The following is a 17,676-nucleotide window of genomic DNA, read 5'->3' as shown; positions in this document are numbered from 1 at the left end:
GCCTTCTCCCCTGATGATCTACCTGGCCGCCGGGCGCGGTTCCCACCCGGTCGACCCACTCTATGCACGGGGTAGGACAATCTCCCGCCCCGGCTTATTTCCGCAGGTCAGGTCGTCGGTACGGGGAGCCTGGCGCGGACCGCGAAGCCGCCGTCCCGGGCGGGCCCGGCCTCGAAGTGGCCACCGAGCGCGACGACCCGCTCGCGCAGGCCGACCAGGCCGTTCCCGCCGCTCGGGAGGCCGTGCTCGGCGGCGCCCTCGGGGGCGGCCCGGTTGACGACCGAGACCTCCACGGCGTCCGGGGGGAGCCGCACGTCCACCCGCGTGGACGCGCCGCCGGCGTGCTTGTGCACGTTCGTCAGGGCCTCCTGGACGATCCGGTACACGGTCCGGGAGATCGCCGACGGCATCGGCCGCTCCTCGCCGAGGACCACCAGGTCCACGACCAGCCCGGCCGCGCCGGACTGGCCGACCAGGTCGCGCACGTCGTCCAGGGTGGGCGCGCGGGTGGCCAGCTCGTCCTCGCCCTGCCGCAGGACGCCGATCACCTGCCGCAGCTCCTCCAGCGCCTGGCGGCCCATGTCGCCGATCACGGTCGCGGTCTGGACGGCCCGGTCCGGGTCGCGGGCGGCGACCGCCTTCAGCGCCCCCGCGTGGACGACCATGACGCTGACCCGGTTGGCGACGACGTCGTGCATCTCGCGGGCGATCCGCGTGCGCTCCTCGGCGCGGGCGCGCTCGGCGAGGAGGTGCTGCTCGCGCTCCAGCCGGGCGGCGCGCTCCTGGAGGGAGGCGAGCAGCTGCTTCCGCGCCCCCATGTACATGCCGAGGATGACCGGGAAGGAGGTGAAGAGCAGCCCGAACGTGGCGCTCGCGGCGAACGAGCCGCTGTCGCCGTTCGGCGAGGGGACGACCAGGAACAGCACGTAGCTGGTCGCGGCGATCGCGATGGCCGTCCAGCGGGACGCGGCGTAGGCGCCCAGCGAGTACAGCATGATCCCGCCGGCGATCGGCCCGCCGCCGACGGCCGTCCCGACGACCAGGGCGAGCAGGGCGAGGTGGACGGGGTAGCGGCGGCGCAGGACCAGGCCGAGGGCGATCACCATCGAGCCCCCGGCGACCGCGTAGCCCGGCAGCCAGAACCGCGACGACGTCGCGGCCAGCATGATCGCGCCGTCGCCGACGGCGGCGCCGGCCGCCAGCGAGACGTCGAGGAGACGGGACCGGCGCGTCGGCCACGACGTCGTCCACCACCCCCGCAGGTCCATGGCGCCGAGCCTATAGCGGAGCGGCGACGAAGATCCGCGGGTCGCCGCGATCTCCCCCGGGGAGTTACATATCACCCCGTAAACCCACGAATGCCACCGTCGCATCGTCGGACGGCTTGCTCCGCGGCCACCGGACGGCGTGCGGATCGGTCCGTTCGACCGCGCGCGTGCGCGCGATGAGCGCCTCCGGGCCGTCCTGCCGGACGAGGCGGACCAGCCCGGCCCAGTCGGTCTCGCGGAACAGGTCCGCGAGGCGGGTCGCGCCGTCCGTCAGGAGCAGGACGCCCCGCAGGTCGGCCAGCGGGACGGTCCCGGTGATCGCGTACTCGGCGACCGACGGGTCCGCCGCCGCGTACGCGACGCCGCCGGTGATCTCCCGGACGCCGCGCGGGCCGTCCAGCAGCAGGGTCGAGTCGGCCAGCACCAGGTAGTCGAGCAGGTCGCCGCGCACCCGGACGGCCAGCACGGTCGCGGCGGGCGTGTTCGGATGCCCCAGATCGCACGTCGCCCGGTGCGATGCCGCCACGTCGGAGATCGCGCCGGCCAGCCGAGCCACCAGCGGGCGGTTCCCCCGCCGGTGCACCCCTTCGGGCGGCCCGACCGGCGGACCCGCCTGCGGGGCGCCACCCAGGCCGTCCAGCATCCGGGCGAGCAGCCGGGTGCCGAGGGACCGGGCGTACCACGCCGTGCCGTGGACGCAGCCCAGGTCGGCGCCGAGCGGCAGCCCGCACCCGTCGAGCACGACGACCGCGCCCGGCGCGGCGGCCACGAAATCCTCGTTGCGGCGCTGGGGGCTGCCCTGATCGGTCGCCCAGACGACCTGCATGGCGTACGTCCTCCGGGAGGGTCGGCGGCCGGTGGGTCGCCGACCCGCGGCCCGGTGGCCGCTGGCCGACGGCTGGCGGTCGGTGGCCGGCGGTCGGCAGCTGGCAGTCGGCGGCTCGCGGTCGGCGGCCTGCGGCCCGCGGTCGGCGGTCGGCGGTCCGCGTCCGGTGGTCGGTGGCTGGCGGTCGGTGGTCGGCGGCGGCTGGCGGTCGGCGGTCAGGCGGCGGCGGCGCGGCGGGCGAGGTCGGCCCAGATCTCGCCGACCCGGGCGTCCAGCTCGTCCAGCGACGCGGAGTTGTCGATCACGTGGTCGGCGATCGCGAGGCGCTCCTCGCGGGTCGCCTGGGCGGCGATCCGGGCCCGCGCGTCCTCCTCGGCCATGCCGCGCCGGGAGGTGAGGCGGTCGAGCTGGGTCTCCACCGGCGCGTCCACGACGATCACCACGTCGTACATCCCGGCGAGCTCGTTCTCGGTGAGCAGCGGGACGTCGTAGACCACGATCGCCTCGTCCGGGGCCGCGTCCATGAGCGCCTTCATCCGCTCCCCCACCAGCGGATGGACGATCGCGTTCAGCGCCGCCAGCCGGTCCGGGTCGGCGAACACGATCCTGCCCACCCGCTCCCGGTCCATGGCGCCGTCCGGGGTGAGGATCCCGTCGCCGAACTCGGCGACCACGGCGTCCAGGCCGGGGGTGCCGGGCTCGACGACCTCCCGGGCGAGCCGGTCCGCGTCGATCACCACGGCGCCGCGCGCGGCGAGCCGCCGCGACACCTCGCTCTTGCCCGCACCGATCCCGCCGGTGAGTCCCACTTTCAGCACGCCGCCGAGCCTACCGGCCCGCCCCCGCCCCGGACAGGCACGCCCCCGCCCCACGCCGGACGCGGGCGGCGCCGGAGCGGGCGCCGGCGAGGCGGCGCCCCGACCCGGCCGGGCTCAGACGCGATCGGGCGCGGACCAACGCCGGGCGGCGCACTCGCCCGCGCCCGTCGGCGGCGAAGCCCCGGCTACCGGTCAGCCACGGAGCGGCGGCCCGGATAGCGCGTGCGACGGCGGGGCGTCGCACGGACGGCTCAAGCGCGGTCCGCGGGGCGGCGCTGGGCGGCGCACTCGCCCGGCCGGGCATGGGCGCGGTCCGAGGGCGGCGCTGGGCGGGCGGGTCAGGCGCGGTCGGGGGCGGGACAGCGGGCGGGTCAGGCGCGGTCGGGGGCGGGGCGGCGGGCGGCGGGTTCCAGGTGCTTGCGCATGTGGACGAAGGTGAGGTGGGCGGCGACGCGTTCGCGGTGCGTCTCGCTGTAGCCGAGGCTGCGGTAGAGGCGCAGGTTGTCCTCGCTGAGGTGGCCGGTGAACAGGACGCAGGCGGTGGCGCGTCCGGCGACCTCCTCCTCCAGGGCGTCCATCAGGCCGCGGCCGACGCCCGCGCCCTGCTGGTCCGGGGCGACGGCGAGCCGCCCGACCAGGCAGGTGCGCTCGCTGAACTGGGCCCGGACGACGCCGACGATCCGGTCGCCGCGCACCGCCTTGAGCACCACCGCGTCGCCGGTCAGCGCCCGGTGCACCTGCTCCAGCGACTCGACCAGCGGCGGGATGAACGGGTCCCCGTACAGCTGCGCCTCGCTGACGTACGCGGCCCGCTGGACGGTCAGGATCTCCCCCGCGTCCTCGGGCGCGGCCCGGCCGATCCGGACCTCCTCAGTGCTCATGAGGGAACCCTAACGGCGCGGACCGCCCCGGACCCAGCGTCCGGCCGCGGCGGCCGGGCCGGACCGGACCCGCGTCCGGGCCGGTCAGCCGCCCACCCGGACGGTGACGGTGACCGGGTAGTGGCCGGACCCGGCCGGGGCGACCTGGTAGCCGGAGAAGGCCAGGTCGTCGGTGCCGAAGATCCAGTCGTGCCGGTCGCCGTCGGACGTCGTCGGCGAGCCGTCCCCGCCGACCGCGGCGCTGCGCAGCCCGGTGCCGTCGGTGATCCGCTCGATCTCGTCCGAGCCGGGTCCGGCGTTGAAGTCGCCGCCGACGACCGTGCGCGGCCCGCCGCCCCAGGCGCGCAGCAGCGCCGACACCTCGCGGAGCCGCTCGGAGCCCTGGTCGTCGCCGTTCTCCAGGTGCGTGGACCACACGTCCAGGCTGGACGACCCGACCCTCAGCTTCGCCCACACGTACCCGCGGATCTGCGACCAGTCGCCGCGCGGCATCCGGCCGATGCCGGACCGCTCGACCGGCAGCGAGGTCAGGATGGCGTTGCCGAACTGGCCGTCCGCGGCGGGACCCCAGAGCAGCTTCATGCCGAGCCGCCGGGACAGCCACACGCCCACGTCGGTCGTGCCGGACAGCAGCGAGCCGCGCCCGGCCTCCTGGAGCAGGATCACGTCGGCGCGGCGGGCCTCCAGCGTCCGCGCGACGGCCTCGGGGTCGAGGCGTCCGTGCCGGTCGACGGCGTCGTGGATGTTGTAGCTGACCACGCGGACCTGGCCGCCGGCGGGCGCGGCCTTCGCGTCCCGGGACGGCGCGGCCAGGCTGAACACCAGCGTGCCGAGCAGCAGGACGAGCGCCGCCGCCCCGGCGCTCAGGGCGCGCTGCGGGGCGCGCGCGGGCAGCGGGCCGCCGCGCGCGGCGGTGATCGCGGCGAGCGCGCCGAGCAGGACCCCGGCGGCGCCGGGCAGCGCGTTGTTCGGGAACGGCAGCGGCTGCAGCGCGCTGACCTGGTAGGAGATGAGGATGACGCCGACCAGCAGGCCGCCGAGGGCGGCGCCGACGTCGATCCGCCAGACCGCGCCGCCGCGTCCGGCGCGGCGCAGCGGGGCCCGGGACGCGACGGCCAGCAGCCACGCGGCGAGCACCTGACCGACGATCACCACGGGCACGACCTCGATCCCGGCGACGGCGTAGGTGCCGGCGATCGCGGCCGCGCCGACGCCGAGGACCGTCCCGCCGAGGACGGCGACGCCGCCCGGCACCGCGCGCACGGCCAGCCCGGACGCCAGGAACGCCAGCGCCAGCCCCTGCCCGACCACGACGATCACGTGCGCGGTGGTCAGCGACCGCCAGCCGGACGACGCGACGAACGCGGGGCTGGACAGCACCAGCACCTGGAGCGCCATGAACGGCCCGAACGCCGCCGCGCCCAGGGCGTCCCGCCAGGACACGCCGGGCGCCTCGACCGCGCCGGACGCCAGCTCGCGGTAGAGCGCGAGCGCGCCGAGCGCGACGAACACCAGGCACACCAGCCACGGCCCGATTCCGGACCGCCAGACCGGGTCCCACGTGGCGAACGCGACGCGGACGGCGGTGTCCACCGACAGGCCCGCGACGGCCGCGGTGGCGAACCCGACGCCGGACAGCCCGCGCGCGCCCTCGTACAGGGCGGTGACGGCGAGCGCGCCGACCGCAACGCCGACCAGCGCCAGCCAGGTCTGCGGCGTGATCGCCTGGGCGAGCAGCCGGACGATCAGCAGCGCGCCGACGCCGACCGCGAGCAGCCCGCTCGGCCCGGCGACCCGCCGCACGAGCGGCGCGAGGAAGCCGGCGAGGAACACCGCGAGCACGACGGGAGCGGCCACGCCGGTGCCCGCGTCGTCGGCGAAGTGGTCGAGCTGGGGCAGCGCGAACCGCAGGGTCTGCGCGAGGACGGCGGTGGTGACGCCGATCAGCGCGAGCCGCGCCGGGCCCTGCGGAACCATGGACGGCCCGCGCGCGGAGCCTCCGGCACGGCGTCCTGGGGTGGTGCCTGCGTTGGTCGAGGCGTCTGTGCTGGCCAATGGAACAGATGCTCCCGGGGACGAGCTGGGTGGACGGGCGGGCGGGAGGGCCGCGCGGTCCGCGCGGCCGGCGGCGCGGGCTCCCGCGCGGGCGGCGCCGCCGCCCCCTCCCGGAGACGACCAGTGTCCCAGACACCCGCGTCCCTCGCGACGCGACGCCCCGGCCGCCGCCGCACAGCACCATAACCGACATTCCGTCCCGGTGAGGCGCCTCCCCACCTCCGGGACGAAGAGCCACCCCGCCCGCGCCGAGCAGCCCTCCCGCGCGGCGGGTGAGCGCGACTCGGCGAGCGCGCCAGCCCCGACGAGCGCGGCAAGCGCCGCGACCGCGGCGCGGCAGACGTCGCGAGCGCGAAGGGGTGGGCAGCCCGTGCGGGTGGGGCCGGGGGACGTGAAAAAGCCGCGGCCGGAACATCCGGTGGATGTTCCGGCCGCGGTCAGGCGGTCACCGGGGGCTTCGGGAGCCCCTGGCGGTCAGTGGGTCACTGGCCGCCGGACAGCTTCTCGCGCAGGGCCGCGAGGGCCTCGTCGGTCGCGAGCGCGCCGCCGGTCGTCTCGGTCTCGGCGCCGCCGCTGTAGGAGGTCTCGCCGGACGGCGCCGGGGCGCCCTCCGCCTCGGCCTCGGCCTTGCGGGCCTCCTCGATCTGCTTGCGGTGCGCGTCGAACCGGGCCCGGGCCTCGGCGTACTGCCGCTCCCAGGTCTCGCGCTGGGCGTCGTAGCCCTCGAGCCACTCGCCGGTCTCGGCGTCGAAGCCCTCGGGGTACTTGTAGTTGCCCTGCTCGTCGTACTCGGCGGGCATGCCGTAGAGGGTGGGGTCGAAGTCCTCTTCCTCCATGGCCGCGGCGCCCTCGTTGGCCTGCTTGAGCGACAGGCTGATGCGGCGCCGGTCGAGGTCGATGTCGATGATCTTCACGAAGATCTCGTCGCCGACCTGGACGACCTGCTCGGGGATCTCCACGTGGCGCTCGGCCAGCTCGGAGATGTGGACCAGGCCCTCGATGCCCTCCTCGACCCGGACGAACGCGCCGAACGGCACCAGCTTGGTGACGCGGCCCGGCACGACCTGGCCGATCTGGTGGGTGCGGGCGAACTGCTGCCACGGGTCTTCCTGGGTCGCCTTGAGCGACAGGGAGACGCGCTCGCGCTCCATGTCGACGTCCAGGACCTCGACCGTGACCTCCTGGCCGACCTCGACGACCTCGGAGGGGTGGTCGATGTGCTTCCAGGAGAGCTCGGACACGTGCACCAGGCCGTCCACGCCGCCGAGGTCGACGAAGGCGCCGAAGTTGACGATGGACGAGACCACGCCCTTGCGGACCTGGCCCTTCTGGAGCGTGTTGAGGAAGGTCTGGCGGACCTCGGACTGGGTCTGCTCGAGCCAGGCGCGGCGGGACAGGACCACGTTGTTGCGGTTCTTGTCCAGCTCGATGATCTTGGCTTCGAGCTCGCGGCCCACGTACGGCTGGAGGTCACGGACGCGGCGCATCTCGACCAGCGACGCGGGCAGGAAGCCGCGCAGCCCGATGTCGAGGATGAGGCCGCCCTTGACGACCTCGATGACCGTTCCGGTGACGATGCCGTCCTCGTCCTTGATCTTCTCGATCGTGCCCCAGGCCCGCTCGTACTGAGCGCGCTTCTTGGACAGGATCAGGCGGCCCTCCTTGTCCTCCTTCTGGAGGACGAGGGCCTCGACGTGGTCTCCGACGGCGACGACCTCGTTGGGGTCGACGTCGTGCTTGATGGAGAGCTCACGGGACGGGATGACACCTTCGGTCTTGTAGCCGATGTCGAGGAGGACCTCGTCTCGATCGACCTTGACAACGGTGCCTTCGACGATGTCGCCGTCGTTGAAGTACTTGATGGTCTCGTCGATCGCGGCGAGGAAGGCTTCCTCGGACCCGATGTCGTTGACCGCTACCTGCGGGGTGGTCGAGGTGGCCTCGGTGCTGCTCGTCATGTGTCGGCTGGCTCCGGATACGGACATTGAGAGGTGTCTTCAAGCATGCGCGGAGGGCTCTTTTCCGCCCTGCCGAGGACCGGAGGAGACGCCGGTTCCCCGGAGAAAACCCGCGTCGGGACCGAACCGATGCCGACGACCTGACCGAGCGCGAGCTTGCTCCGTCCGAAGCCGCGCAAGCCCACAGCGCAGCGATCAGGATATGGGACCAGCTCTCTCCGGTCAATCGCGACCGCGGCCTTCACCTGCTCACCGGACGGACAAACCGCCCTTTCCGGGCGGCGGGGGCCGTCCGGAACGACCCGTCCGGACGGGCCGGGGGACCTGCCGGACGGGGCCGCATCCCCTGCCCGGCAGGGCTTCGCGCCCCCGGCGGCGGGTCGTCAGTACTCGCGCGCGTAGGGCCGGAACTGCTTGGCCAGTCTTTTCTCGAACGTCTTGGGAAACGTGACGGTTCCCGGGTCGCCGTCGGAGGTGTAGCGCTCCTGCGGGTGGGCGTCCAGCCAGTCCAGCCAGGCGGTCGAGCAGAACGTCCGGCAGTCGTTCTCCTTGATCTTGCCCTCGGAGCGGATGCGGGTGACGGCCCAGCGGTCGAACACTTTGTCGAACGGCGACTCGGACGGCTTCCATCCGGCGAGGAACACGGCCTGGAAGGAGTACTTGCCGTCCATGCGCTGCGCCCACGTCCGGTTGTGCGGGATCGAGCCGAACGGGTAGGCGAACGTCGTCGTGTGCCGCCCGGTGAGGGCGAACAGCTTGTCCTCCATCCCGGCGATCTCCTTCTGGACGCCGGTCCTGCTCAGCGTCCGCAGGTCCGGGTGGGTGACCGTGTGGTTGGCGACCTCGAACCCGTTCTGCACGAGCCAGCGGAGCCCGTCGGCTGCGCGCGCGCCGAGCCCGAACAGGTCGGCGTTGCAGTAGAACGTCGCGACCGGCCGGAAACCGGGGTGCTCGCGGGCGACCTGCTCGATGATCGCGACGGCCGTGTCCGAGGCCGGGTTGCCCTGGGCGTCCAGCGAGAACTGGCCGGGCGTGCTGTCGTCGAAGGTCAGCACGACCGGGTGCCTGCCGATCGGCACGTCGAGCCGTCCGGACGCGAACTCGGCCGCGGTGATCGGGTAGTAGCCGCCGTTCGCCAGCCGTGTCAGCTCGGTGTAGAGCTCCTTGGTCGAGCGGTCGAGCGACGCCTCCGGGTGCTTCATGATCCGGTGGTACATGAACACCGGGATCTGCCCGAGCTCGTTCGCCTTCGCCTGGACGGCGGCGGGGGCAGCCGGGGCGACCGCGCCGCCCGCCGGGGTGGTGGACGGCGTGCCGGTGGGGGTCGTGCCCGGCGTCGTCGCCGGCGGCGTCGCGGGGGACGGGGGCGGGCTCGACGGCCGCGCGCCGTCCGCGCTCTTCCCCTGCGCTCCGGTGGCGGCGGCGCGGTGGCCGTGGCGCGGCCGGTGGTCCTGGAACGCCAGGCCGAGCACGAGCGCACAGACGACCACGATTGCGGCGATCTTGTGGAGGAGGGGCACGAGCCTCCCGTCGGGTCGAAACCTACGCGGGCACGGACAAGCATGACCTATCCGAGTGATCTACCTTAAGCCCGCGTCCGCCTCCCGCCCGGGCCACGAAACGTCAAAGGAACACAAAAGAAACGGCCCCGCCGTCCCCAAGGACGGCGGGGCCGCGCGCGGCTCCGGACGATCAGTGCGCGGCGTCCTGCCAGGTGCGGCCGGTGCCCATGGACACCGACAGCGGCGCGCGCAGGTCGTAGGCGCCCGCCATCTGCTCGGCGACGAGGGTCTTCAGTCCGTCGAGCTCGCCGGGCGCGACCTCGATGACGAGCTCGTCGTGGACCTGGAGCAGCATGCGGGACCGCAGGCCGCCCTCGCGCAGGGCCCGGTCGACGTTCAGGCTCGCGACCTTGATGATGTCGGCGGCCGAGCCCTGGATCGGCGCGTTCAGCGCCATGCGCTCGGCCATCTCGCGGCGCTGCCGGTTGTCGGAGTTCAGGTCGGGCAGGTAGCGGCGGCGGCCGAGGATGGTCTCGGTGTAGCCGTCGCGGCGGGCCTGGTCGACGACGTTCGCGAGGTAGTCGCGGACGCCGCCGAACTGCTCGAAGTACTCGTCCATCAGGTGGCGCGCCTCGTCCACGGGGATGCGCAGCTGGCCCGACAGGCCGTACGCCGACAGGCCGTAGGCGAGCCCGTAGTTCATCGCCTTGATGCGGGCGCGCAGCTCGGAGTCGATCTGCTCGGGCGGCAGGCCGAACACGCGGGACGCGGTGATCGTGTGGAAGTCGGCGCCGGAGTTGAACGCCTCCAGCAGCGCCTCGTCCCCCGACAGGTGCGCCATGATCCGCAGCTCGATCTGGCTGTAGTCGGCGGTGAGCAGCGACTCGTAGCCGTCGCCGACGACGAACGCCTCGCGGATCTGCCGCCCCTCGGCGGTGCGGATCGGGATGTTCTGCAGGTTCGGGTCGGTGGACGAGAGCCGCCCGGTCGCCGCGACCATCTGGTTGAAGGTGGTGTGGATGCGGCCCGCGTCGTCGGCCATCGGGATGAGCGAGTCGACGATCGACTTGAGCTTGGCGACCTCGCGCCAGCGCAGGATGTGCTCCAGGACCGGGTGCCCGTCCTTGGCGAGCAGGCTCGTCAGGGCCTCGGAGTCGGTGGTGTAGCCGGTCTTGGTGCGCTTGGTCTTGGGGAGGCCGAGCTCCTCGAACAGCACCTGCTGCACCTGCTTGGGCGAGCCGAGGTTGAACTCGTGCCCGACCGCGTCGTGCGCGAGCTGCTCCATCTCCTTGACCTGCCCGCCGAGCGACGCCGACAGGGACGCCAGGTGGTCGGCGTCCACGGCGATGCCCGCGCGCTCCATGTCGGCGAGGACGCGGGTCAGCGGCAGCTCGACCTCGCGCAGCAGCCGGGTCGCGCCGCGCTTGTCGAGGTCGGCGTCCAGGACGTCGGCGAGCTCGGCGACCGCGCGCGCCCGGACCGCCAGCTCCTGCGCGGCCTCCTCCTCGCCGGAGCCGTCCAGGGTGAGCTGGCCGGAGTCCTCCGACTCGTTGGTCAGCTCCCGCTGGAGGTAGCGCAGGACGAGGTCGGCCAGGTCGAAGGTGCGCTGCCCGGGCAGCGCCAGGTAGGCGGCCAGGGCCGTGTCGGTGGTGACGCCGTCGAGGGTGAGGCCGCGCGCGGCGAGCGCCAGCGTCGGGCCTTTGACGTCGTGCACCGCCTTCGGCCGGGACGGGTCGGCGAGCCAGGCGGCGAGGGCGCGCTCGTCGTCCTCGATCAGCTCGGCGGGGTCGAGGTGGACCGCCGGGCCCCTGGTGGACGCGACCGCCAGCGCCGTGATCTCGCCCGTGCCGCGCCCCCAGGTGCCGGTGACGGCGAGGCCGACGCGCTCCCCGGCGGGGGCGTTGGCCTCCAGCCACGTCGCCAGCGCGCCCGGCTCCAGCGCGTCGACCTCGACGTCGAAGCCCTCCTCGGCCTCCGGCTCGGCGGCCGACAGCGACGAGTACAGCCGCTCGCGCAGCACGCGGAACTGGAGCGAGTCGAACAGGGTGTGGATCTCCTCGCGGTCCCACTGGCCCATGGCGAGGTCGCCCGGGCCGCGGTCGAGGGCCACGTCGCAGTCGAGCTTGTTGATCTGCTGGTTGCGCAGCACGTCGGCGAGGTGCTCGCGCAGGTTGTCGCCGGCCTTGCCCTTGATCTCGTCCACCCGCGCGACGAGCGTGTCGAGGTCGCCGTACTTGGCGAGCCACTTGGCCGCGGTCTTCGGCCCCACGCCGGGGACGCCGGGCAGGTTGTCGCTGGACTCGCCGACCAGCGCGGCCAGCTCGCGGTACCGCTCGGGCGGGACGCCGTACTTGGCCTCGACGGCGGCCGGGTCCATCCGGGCGAGCTCGGACACGCCGCGGATCGGGTACAGGACGGTGACGTGCTCGTCCACCAGCTGGAAGGCGTCCCGGTCGCCGGTCACGACCAGGGTCTCCATGCCCTGCGCGGACGCCTGCGTGGACAGCGTGGCGATGATGTCGTCGGCCTCGAAGCCGGGCACCGAGATCCGCGGGATGCGCAGCGCGTCCAGCACCTCGAAGATCAGCGAGACCTGGGAGCGGAACTCGTCCGGCGTCTTGGCCCGCCCGGCCTTGTACTCGACGTACTGCTCGTGCCGGAAGGTCGGCTCCGACCGGTCGAACGCCACCGCGATGCGCGTCGGCTGCTCGTCGCGCAGCACGTTGATCAGCATCGAGGTGAAGCCGTACACCGCGTTGGTGGGCTGCCCGTCGGTGGTGTTGAAGTTCTCCACCGGCAACGCGAAGAACGCCCGGTAGGCCAGGGAGTGCCCGTCGAGCAGCAGGAGCCGGTCGTGCTTGTCAGGGGTCGATGCTTGGGTCGCCACACCAGGACTCTAGTCTGCGCGTACGACAGTTTGAGGGAGGCTCTGTGACGGAGGAGCAGCGGATTCTCGCCGACGGGCTCGGCACGGACTTCGCGGGCCTGGACCTGACCGGCGATCTCGCCACGTCCATGGGGATCGAGTATCTGGAGGCCTCTCCGGAGCGCGTGGTCGGCCGGATGCCGGTGGCGGGCAACACCCAGCCGTACGGGCTGCTGCACGGCGGCGCGTCCTGCGTGCTGGCCGAGTCGCTCGGCTCGGTCGGCGCCGCGCTGCACGCCGGACGGGGCCGGATCGCGGTCGGGATCGAGATCAACGCGACCCACCACCGGTCCGCGACGTCCGGCCACGTGACGGGCGTGGCGACCCGCGTGCACGGCGGCAACACGCTCGCCACCTACGACATCGTGGTCAGCGACGACCGCGACCGCCGCGTCTGCACCGCCCGCCTGACCTGCATGCTCCGCGACGCCCCGAGCGCCTGACCCCCGACGTTCCGCGCACCTGACCCCGTCACCCCCCGGCGGATCCGATCCCGGTCCCGGGCCGTCCGGGGTGTGGCGTTTGTGTTGCTGTGTCCGGCGCGTGGCCTGCGGGGGCGGGAGAAAGATCGAACGTGGCCGCAGAAAGATCCAACGTGTGGGCCGCTTCCTTTGCGGCGGGCGCGGGCGGGTCGGTAACGTGGATCGGAAGGCCCGAGGCCACCGAGTAGACAACGCACGCGTCCGGAAGGACGCGGTGCGGCCCCAAAGGTGGCCTCGGGCCAACGACTTTCCCGACGCGTTTCCGCACGTCCGCGGCCTCCCGACGCCTTGATCGCCGGGTTCCCGCGGCGCGGGCGACACCTCCGACCGGCGTTCACCGGTTGCGATTCGGTTGCGAAACCGATCACGTCTTCCCGCGGACGGGCCGTCCGCCTACTTTCGGGGCATGCGCCGGGTGAGACCGCTCACGACCGCCGCGTCCGCCGTGTCCGCCGCCGTCCTGCTGGGCTCGCTCCAGGGCTGCTCGGAGCACCGGGACCGCGGCTACACGCTGCCCGCCGAGAAACTCCGCGAGGGCGAGCGGGCGGAGAAGAACCGGACCGGACACAGCAGCGACATGCAGTTCACCGTCGTCGCCTACACCGACGGCATCACCTCGATCATGGGCACGCACGCCGAGATGGACCCCAAGGGGCGGTTCGCCCGGATCCGGCTGCTGTGCGTGAACACCGGGCGCGACATCCAGGTCTTCGACACCTGGGCCCAGCGGCTCGTCCTCGCCGACGGACGGCAGCTCGGCGCGGACGTCAACGGCACCATGGTCAAGCGGCAGCCCGAACGGCTGTCGGTCGGCGCGAGCATGCGCGCCGAGTTCGACCTGTGGTTCGACGTCCCCAAGGGCGCGAAGATCAAGTCCGTCCGGCTGGTCGGCTCCCCCGCCGTCGGCATGGTCACCGACCCGCCGCCCGCCGACATCCCCCTCCCCTGACGGGACGGCAACGGCCGCCGCCGCCCGCGGAGGGCGACGGCGGCCGTTCAGGCGACCGTGCGAGGTCGAACGCGACCGTCCGAGGTCAGGCGCGACCGTGCGAGGTCGAACGCGACCGTCCGAGGTCAGGCGCGTCCGTGCGAGGTCAGGCGACCGTGCGAGGTCAGGACGACGGCGGAGTACCGTCCGCGTCCCGCGCGGCGTCCGAGGCCCCGTCACGCGGGCCCTCCGACGACGCGGCATCCGGCGACGCGGCCTCAGACGAACCGGCCTCTGACGGCGCGGCCTCGACGGGCTCGCCGACCTGCGCTTCCGCGCCGCCGCCCAGGTAGGCGGCCCGCACCTGCGGGTCGTCCAGCAGGTCCGCGGCCGGGGCCGTCTTCACGACCCGGCCGGTCTCCAGCACGTACGCGCGGTGCGCGATCTGGAGCGCCTGGCTGGCGTTCTGCTCGACCAGCAGCACCGTCGTGCCGCGCCGGTTGATCTCCACGATGATCGAGAAGATCTGCTGCACCAGCTTCGGCGCGAGCCCCATGGACGGCTCGTCCAGCAGCAGCACCTTCGGGTTCGCCATCAGCGCGCGGCCGATCGCGAGCATCTGCTGCTCGCCGCCGGACATCGTCCCGCCCGCCTGCGACTTGCGCTCGGCGAGCCGCGGGAACAGCTCGTAGACCTCGGCCAGCTCCTTGGAGAAGTCCCCGCGCCGGGCGTAGGCGCCCATCAGCAGGTTCTCCTCCACCGTCATGCCGGGGAACACGCCCCGGCCCTCCGGCGACTGCCCGATGCCCGCGAGCACCCGCTTGTGCCCCGGCATCTTGCTGATGTCCTCGCCCGCGAACCGGATCGACCCGGCGCTCAGCGGGCGCAGCCCCGAGATCGTCTTCAGCGTGGTCGTCTTCCCGGCGCCGTTGGCCCCGATCAGCGTGACGATCTCGCCCTCGTCGACCTCGGCGGAGATCCCCTTCAGCGCGGCGATCTTCCCGTAGTGGACGTGGATGTCGTTGATCTCAAGAAGCATCGGCCGGAGCCCCCAGGTACGCCTCGATGACCCGCTGGTCGTTCTGGATCTCGGCCGGCAGCCCCTCGGCGATCTTCTGCCCGAAGTCCACCACCGCGATCCGGTCGCTGATCCCCATCACCAGGCTCATGTCGTGCTCGATCAGCAGCACGGTCACGCCCGAGTCGCGGATCTTGCGGATCAGCCCCTGCAGCTCGACCTTCTCCGCCGGGTTCATGCCGGCGGCCGGCTCGTCCAGCAGCAGCAGCTTCGGATCGGTGGCGAGCGCCCGCGCGATCTCCAGCCGCCGCTGGTCGCCGTACGGCAGGTTCTTCGCCGCCTCCTCGCGGCGGTGCGCCACCCCGACGAACTCCAGCAGCTCGGCGGCCTTCGCCCGGCCGTCCCGCTCCTCGCGCCGGTGCCACGGCAGGCCCAGGGAGGCGCCCGCCAGACCCGTCCGGTGGTGCGCGTCCGCGCCCACCATCACGTTCTCCAGCGCCGACATGTTGTGGAACAGCCGCACGTTCTGGAACGTCCGCGCCACGCCGAGCTTCGTCACGGCGTACCGCTTGCGCCCGTCGATGCGCCTGCCGTCGAACACGACCTGGCCCTCGGTCGGGCGGTACACCCCGGTCGTCACGTTGAACACCGTGGTCTTGCCCGCGCCGTTCGGCCCGATCAGCGCGAAGATCTCCCCCGCGCGGACGGTCAGGTCCAGCTCGTTGATCGCGACCACGCCGCCGAACCGCATCACGACCTTGCGCAGTTCGAGGACGGGCCCGCCCTCGTCCGCGGGCGCGCCGCCCGCCGGCTTCGACGCCGTCACTTGGTCACCTCCGCGGCGGCCGTGCCCGGACCGGGAACCTCGGCCCCCATCGTGCCCATGCCGCCCGATCCCTCGGCGAACTCCGCCTTCCGCTGCCGGGACGGCCACAGCCCCTCCGGACGGAAGATCATCATCGCCACCAGCGCGACACCGAAGATCAGCATGCGGTAGTCGTTCAGCTCCCGGAACCGCTCCGGCAGCCACGACAGCACGAACGCGCCCAGCACCACGCCCGGGATGTTCCCCGAGCCGCCCAGCACGACCGCCGCCAGGATCAGCGCCGACACCATGAACTGGAAGTTGTCCGGGTTGATCGACGTCTGCTTCGCCGCGAACACGACGCCGCCCGAGCCGCCGATCGCCGCGCCGATCGCGAACGCCGCCAGCTTGAACTTGAACGTCGGCACGCCCATCAGCTCCGCCGCGTCCTCGTCCTCCCGGATCGCCGCCCACGCCCGGCCCACCCGCGAGCGCTCCAGCCGCTTCACGAAGATGATCGCGACGATGATGAAGAACACCAGCAGGTAGTAGTACGGCCGCGAGTCCAGCAGCCCGTACTTGAACGGCTGCACCTCCAGGCCCGGGATCGTCCACTCGCTCAGCGACGGCGGGTGCGGGATCCCCTGGATGCCGCGCGGGCCGTTCACGTAGTTCATGTTCTGCGCCGTCTTGCGGACGATCTCGCCGAACCCCAGCGTCACGATCGCCAGGTAGTCGCCGCGCAGCCGCAGCGTCGGAGCGCCCAGCAGCACGCCCGCCAGCGCCGCGAACAGGATCGCGAGCAGCAGCGTCTCCCAGAAGCTCCAGTGGTACTTCGTCGCGAAGATCGCGATCGTGTAGCCGCCCACCGCGTAGAACGCCACGTACCCGAGGTCCAGCAGGCCGGCCATGCCGACCACGACGTTCAGCCCGATCGCCAGCAGCACGTAGATGCCGATCTCGTCGCTCAGCATCGTCGGCCAGTCGGTGTCCGACGGCGCCATGAACGACCCGATCGCCTGGCTCGGCAGCAGCAGCGCGCCCGCGATCAGCAGCAGGTACACCGTCCACCGGGCCCAGCCCGGAGCGACCGCCCAGCGGTCCCGCAGCGGGTCCAGCGAGAAACCCGCGCCCTTCGTCCCACTCCGCCCGCTCATGCGCGCGCCTGCTGGAGGGACTCACCGAGGATGCCGGTGGGACGGAACATCAGGACCAGGATCAGCACCGAGAACGCCACGACGTCCTTCCACTGCGACCCGAACAGGCTCGAACCGTACGACTCGAACACGCCCAGCGCGATACCGCCGACCAGCGCCCCCCGGATGTTGCCGATACCGCCCAGCACCGCCGCCGTGAACGCCTTGATGCCGAGCAGGAAGCCCGCGAAGTACCACGCCTCCTCGAACCGGGCGTAGTACAGCGCCGCCGCGGCGCCCGCCATCACGCCGCCGACGAGGAACGTCGCCGTCACCACGCGGTCGATGTTCACGCCCATCAGCACCGCGGCCTCCGGGTCCTGCGCGGTCGCGCGGATCCCTCGGCCCAGCATCGTCCGGTTCACGAACTGGTCCAGGGCCACCATGATCAGGATCGCCCCGACGAAGATGATGACGCGGTCGTTACTGATCTTGATCGGACCGAAGTCGATCAGATCCGTCCGGTGCACGAAGTGGTACGCCTGCGGGAGCTTGCCCTTCTCCTTGGGGAGGTCGAACACCTGCGGGATCACGATCGTCGCGAACAGCTGCTCGATCACGATCGACGCGCCGATCGCCGAGATCAGCGCCGCCAGCCGCGACGCCCCCCGCTTGCGCAGCGGACGGTACGCCAGCAGCTCCAGCACGACCGCGCCGCCGCCCGACACCGCCCCCGCGACGACCGCCGACAGCAGGATCGCGCCCACCAGGGCGATCCCGCCGAGGTTCGACACCCCCATGGTCTTGACCGTCCACATCGCCGCGAACGTGCCCACCATGAAGATGTCGGCGTGCGCGAAGTTGATCAGCCGCAGGACGCCGTACACCATCGTGTACCCGAGCGCCACCAGCGCGTACACCGCGCCGAGTGACAGGCCGTCGATCGTCGACGGCCAGAATTGATGAATGAAGTCTGAGAAGTGCACCTGAGTCGCCCTTGTCAAAAGGGGCGGGAGCGCTTGTGGCGCTCCCGCCCCCGCACCGTCAAGGCGCCCCTCCTACGAGAGGCCGGA

General features: G+C 72.9%; 14 protein-coding genes. 2 read left to right on the top strand and 12 right to left on the bottom strand.

All coding sequences use genetic code 11. From position 1 onward, the window contains the following. Positions 1 to 107: 107 nt before the first annotated feature. The 8 genes from ACFPCY_RS11970 to polA form a co-directional block, all read right to left on the bottom strand. A complete protein-coding gene (locus ACFPCY_RS11970) occupies positions 108 to 1,268 on the bottom strand; it encodes a sensor histidine kinase (protein ID WP_378254314.1) in 1,161 nt (386 codons plus the stop codon). Between the two features lie 64 nt (positions 1,269 to 1,332). Next, positions 1,333 to 2,094 (bottom strand): integrase, encoded by a 762-nt coding sequence (locus ACFPCY_RS11965; protein WP_378254312.1) that lies wholly within the window; start codon positions 2,092 to 2,094, stop codon positions 1,333 to 1,335. Positions 2,095 to 2,309: 215 nt separating this feature from the next. Further along, the gene (gene coaE, locus ACFPCY_RS11960) at positions 2,310 to 2,912 is read right to left on the bottom strand and encodes a dephospho-CoA kinase (protein WP_378254310.1); all 603 of its coding nucleotides are present in this window, start codon (positions 2,910 to 2,912) and stop codon (positions 2,310 to 2,312) included. Positions 2,913 to 3,283: 371 nt separating this feature from the next. Beyond that, entirely contained in the window at positions 3,284 to 3,793 is a 510-nt protein-coding gene (locus ACFPCY_RS11955; RefSeq protein ID WP_378254307.1) for a GNAT family N-acetyltransferase, read from the bottom strand. Between the two features lie 84 nt (positions 3,794 to 3,877). Further along, a complete protein-coding gene (locus ACFPCY_RS11950) occupies positions 3,878 to 5,848 on the bottom strand; it encodes an endonuclease/exonuclease/phosphatase family protein (RefSeq protein ID WP_378254305.1) in 1,971 nt (656 codons plus the stop codon). A 482-nt stretch (positions 5,849 to 6,330) separates the two neighbouring features. Then, positions 6,331 to 7,806, bottom strand: coding sequence for a 30S ribosomal protein S1 (rpsA, locus tag ACFPCY_RS11945; protein ID WP_378254304.1), 1,476 nt, complete (start codon positions 7,804 to 7,806; stop codon positions 6,331 to 6,333). Between the two features lie 383 nt (positions 7,807 to 8,189). After that, the gene (locus tag ACFPCY_RS11940; RefSeq protein ID WP_378254302.1) at positions 8,190 to 9,326 is read right to left on the bottom strand and encodes a polysaccharide deacetylase family protein; all 1,137 of its coding nucleotides are present in this window, start codon (positions 9,324 to 9,326) and stop codon (positions 8,190 to 8,192) included. Positions 9,327 to 9,498: 172 nt separating this feature from the next. Continuing rightward, positions 9,499 to 12,195, bottom strand: coding sequence for a DNA polymerase I (polA, locus tag ACFPCY_RS11935; protein ID WP_378254300.1), 2,697 nt, complete (start codon positions 12,193 to 12,195; stop codon positions 9,499 to 9,501). A 44-nt stretch (positions 12,196 to 12,239) separates the two neighbouring features. Between polA and ACFPCY_RS11930 the strand changes: the two genes are divergently transcribed. Both ACFPCY_RS11930 and ACFPCY_RS11925 read left to right on the top strand, forming a co-directional pair. Beyond that, positions 12,240 to 12,677: a PaaI family thioesterase gene (locus tag ACFPCY_RS11930; RefSeq protein ID WP_378254298.1), complete on the top strand. Its 438-nt coding sequence runs from the start codon at positions 12,240 to 12,242 to the stop codon at positions 12,675 to 12,677. 445 nt (positions 12,678 to 13,122) lie between these two features. Further along, entirely contained in the window at positions 13,123 to 13,665 is a 543-nt protein-coding gene (locus tag ACFPCY_RS11925; RefSeq protein WP_378254296.1) for a DUF4352 domain-containing protein, read from the top strand. 163 nt (positions 13,666 to 13,828) lie between these two features. Here ACFPCY_RS11925 and ACFPCY_RS11920 read toward each other — a convergent pair whose 3' ends face one another. The 4 genes from ACFPCY_RS11920 to ACFPCY_RS11905 form a co-directional block, all read right to left on the bottom strand. Further along, positions 13,829 to 14,683: an ABC transporter ATP-binding protein gene (locus ACFPCY_RS11920; RefSeq protein WP_378254294.1), complete on the bottom strand. Its 855-nt coding sequence runs from the start codon at positions 14,681 to 14,683 to the stop codon at positions 13,829 to 13,831. Beyond that, positions 14,673 to 15,413 (bottom strand): ABC transporter ATP-binding protein, encoded by a 741-nt coding sequence (locus ACFPCY_RS11915; RefSeq protein ID WP_378255132.1) that lies wholly within the window; start codon positions 15,411 to 15,413, stop codon positions 14,673 to 14,675. Before ACFPCY_RS11915 ends, ACFPCY_RS11920 begins: the two co-directional genes overlap by 11 nt. Positions 15,414 to 15,484: 71 nt before the next feature. Further along, positions 15,485 to 16,624, bottom strand: coding sequence for a branched-chain amino acid ABC transporter permease (locus ACFPCY_RS11910; RefSeq protein ID WP_378254292.1), 1,140 nt, complete (start codon positions 16,622 to 16,624; stop codon positions 15,485 to 15,487). Further along, positions 16,621 to 17,589, bottom strand: coding sequence for a branched-chain amino acid ABC transporter permease (locus tag ACFPCY_RS11905; protein WP_465251220.1), 969 nt, complete (start codon positions 17,587 to 17,589; stop codon positions 16,621 to 16,623). The genes ACFPCY_RS11910 and ACFPCY_RS11905 overlap by 4 nt, the downstream gene beginning before the upstream one ends. Positions 17,590 to 17,676 lie beyond the last annotated feature (87 nt).

Source organism: Actinomadura gamaensis (assembly GCF_042652125.1).
GTDB classification, from domain to species: Bacteria; Actinomycetota; Actinomycetes; order Streptosporangiales; family Streptosporangiaceae; genus Spirillospora; species Spirillospora gamaensis.
Note: the sequence above shows the minus strand (reverse complement) of the source record. Positions and strands in the feature narration are given on the sequence as shown.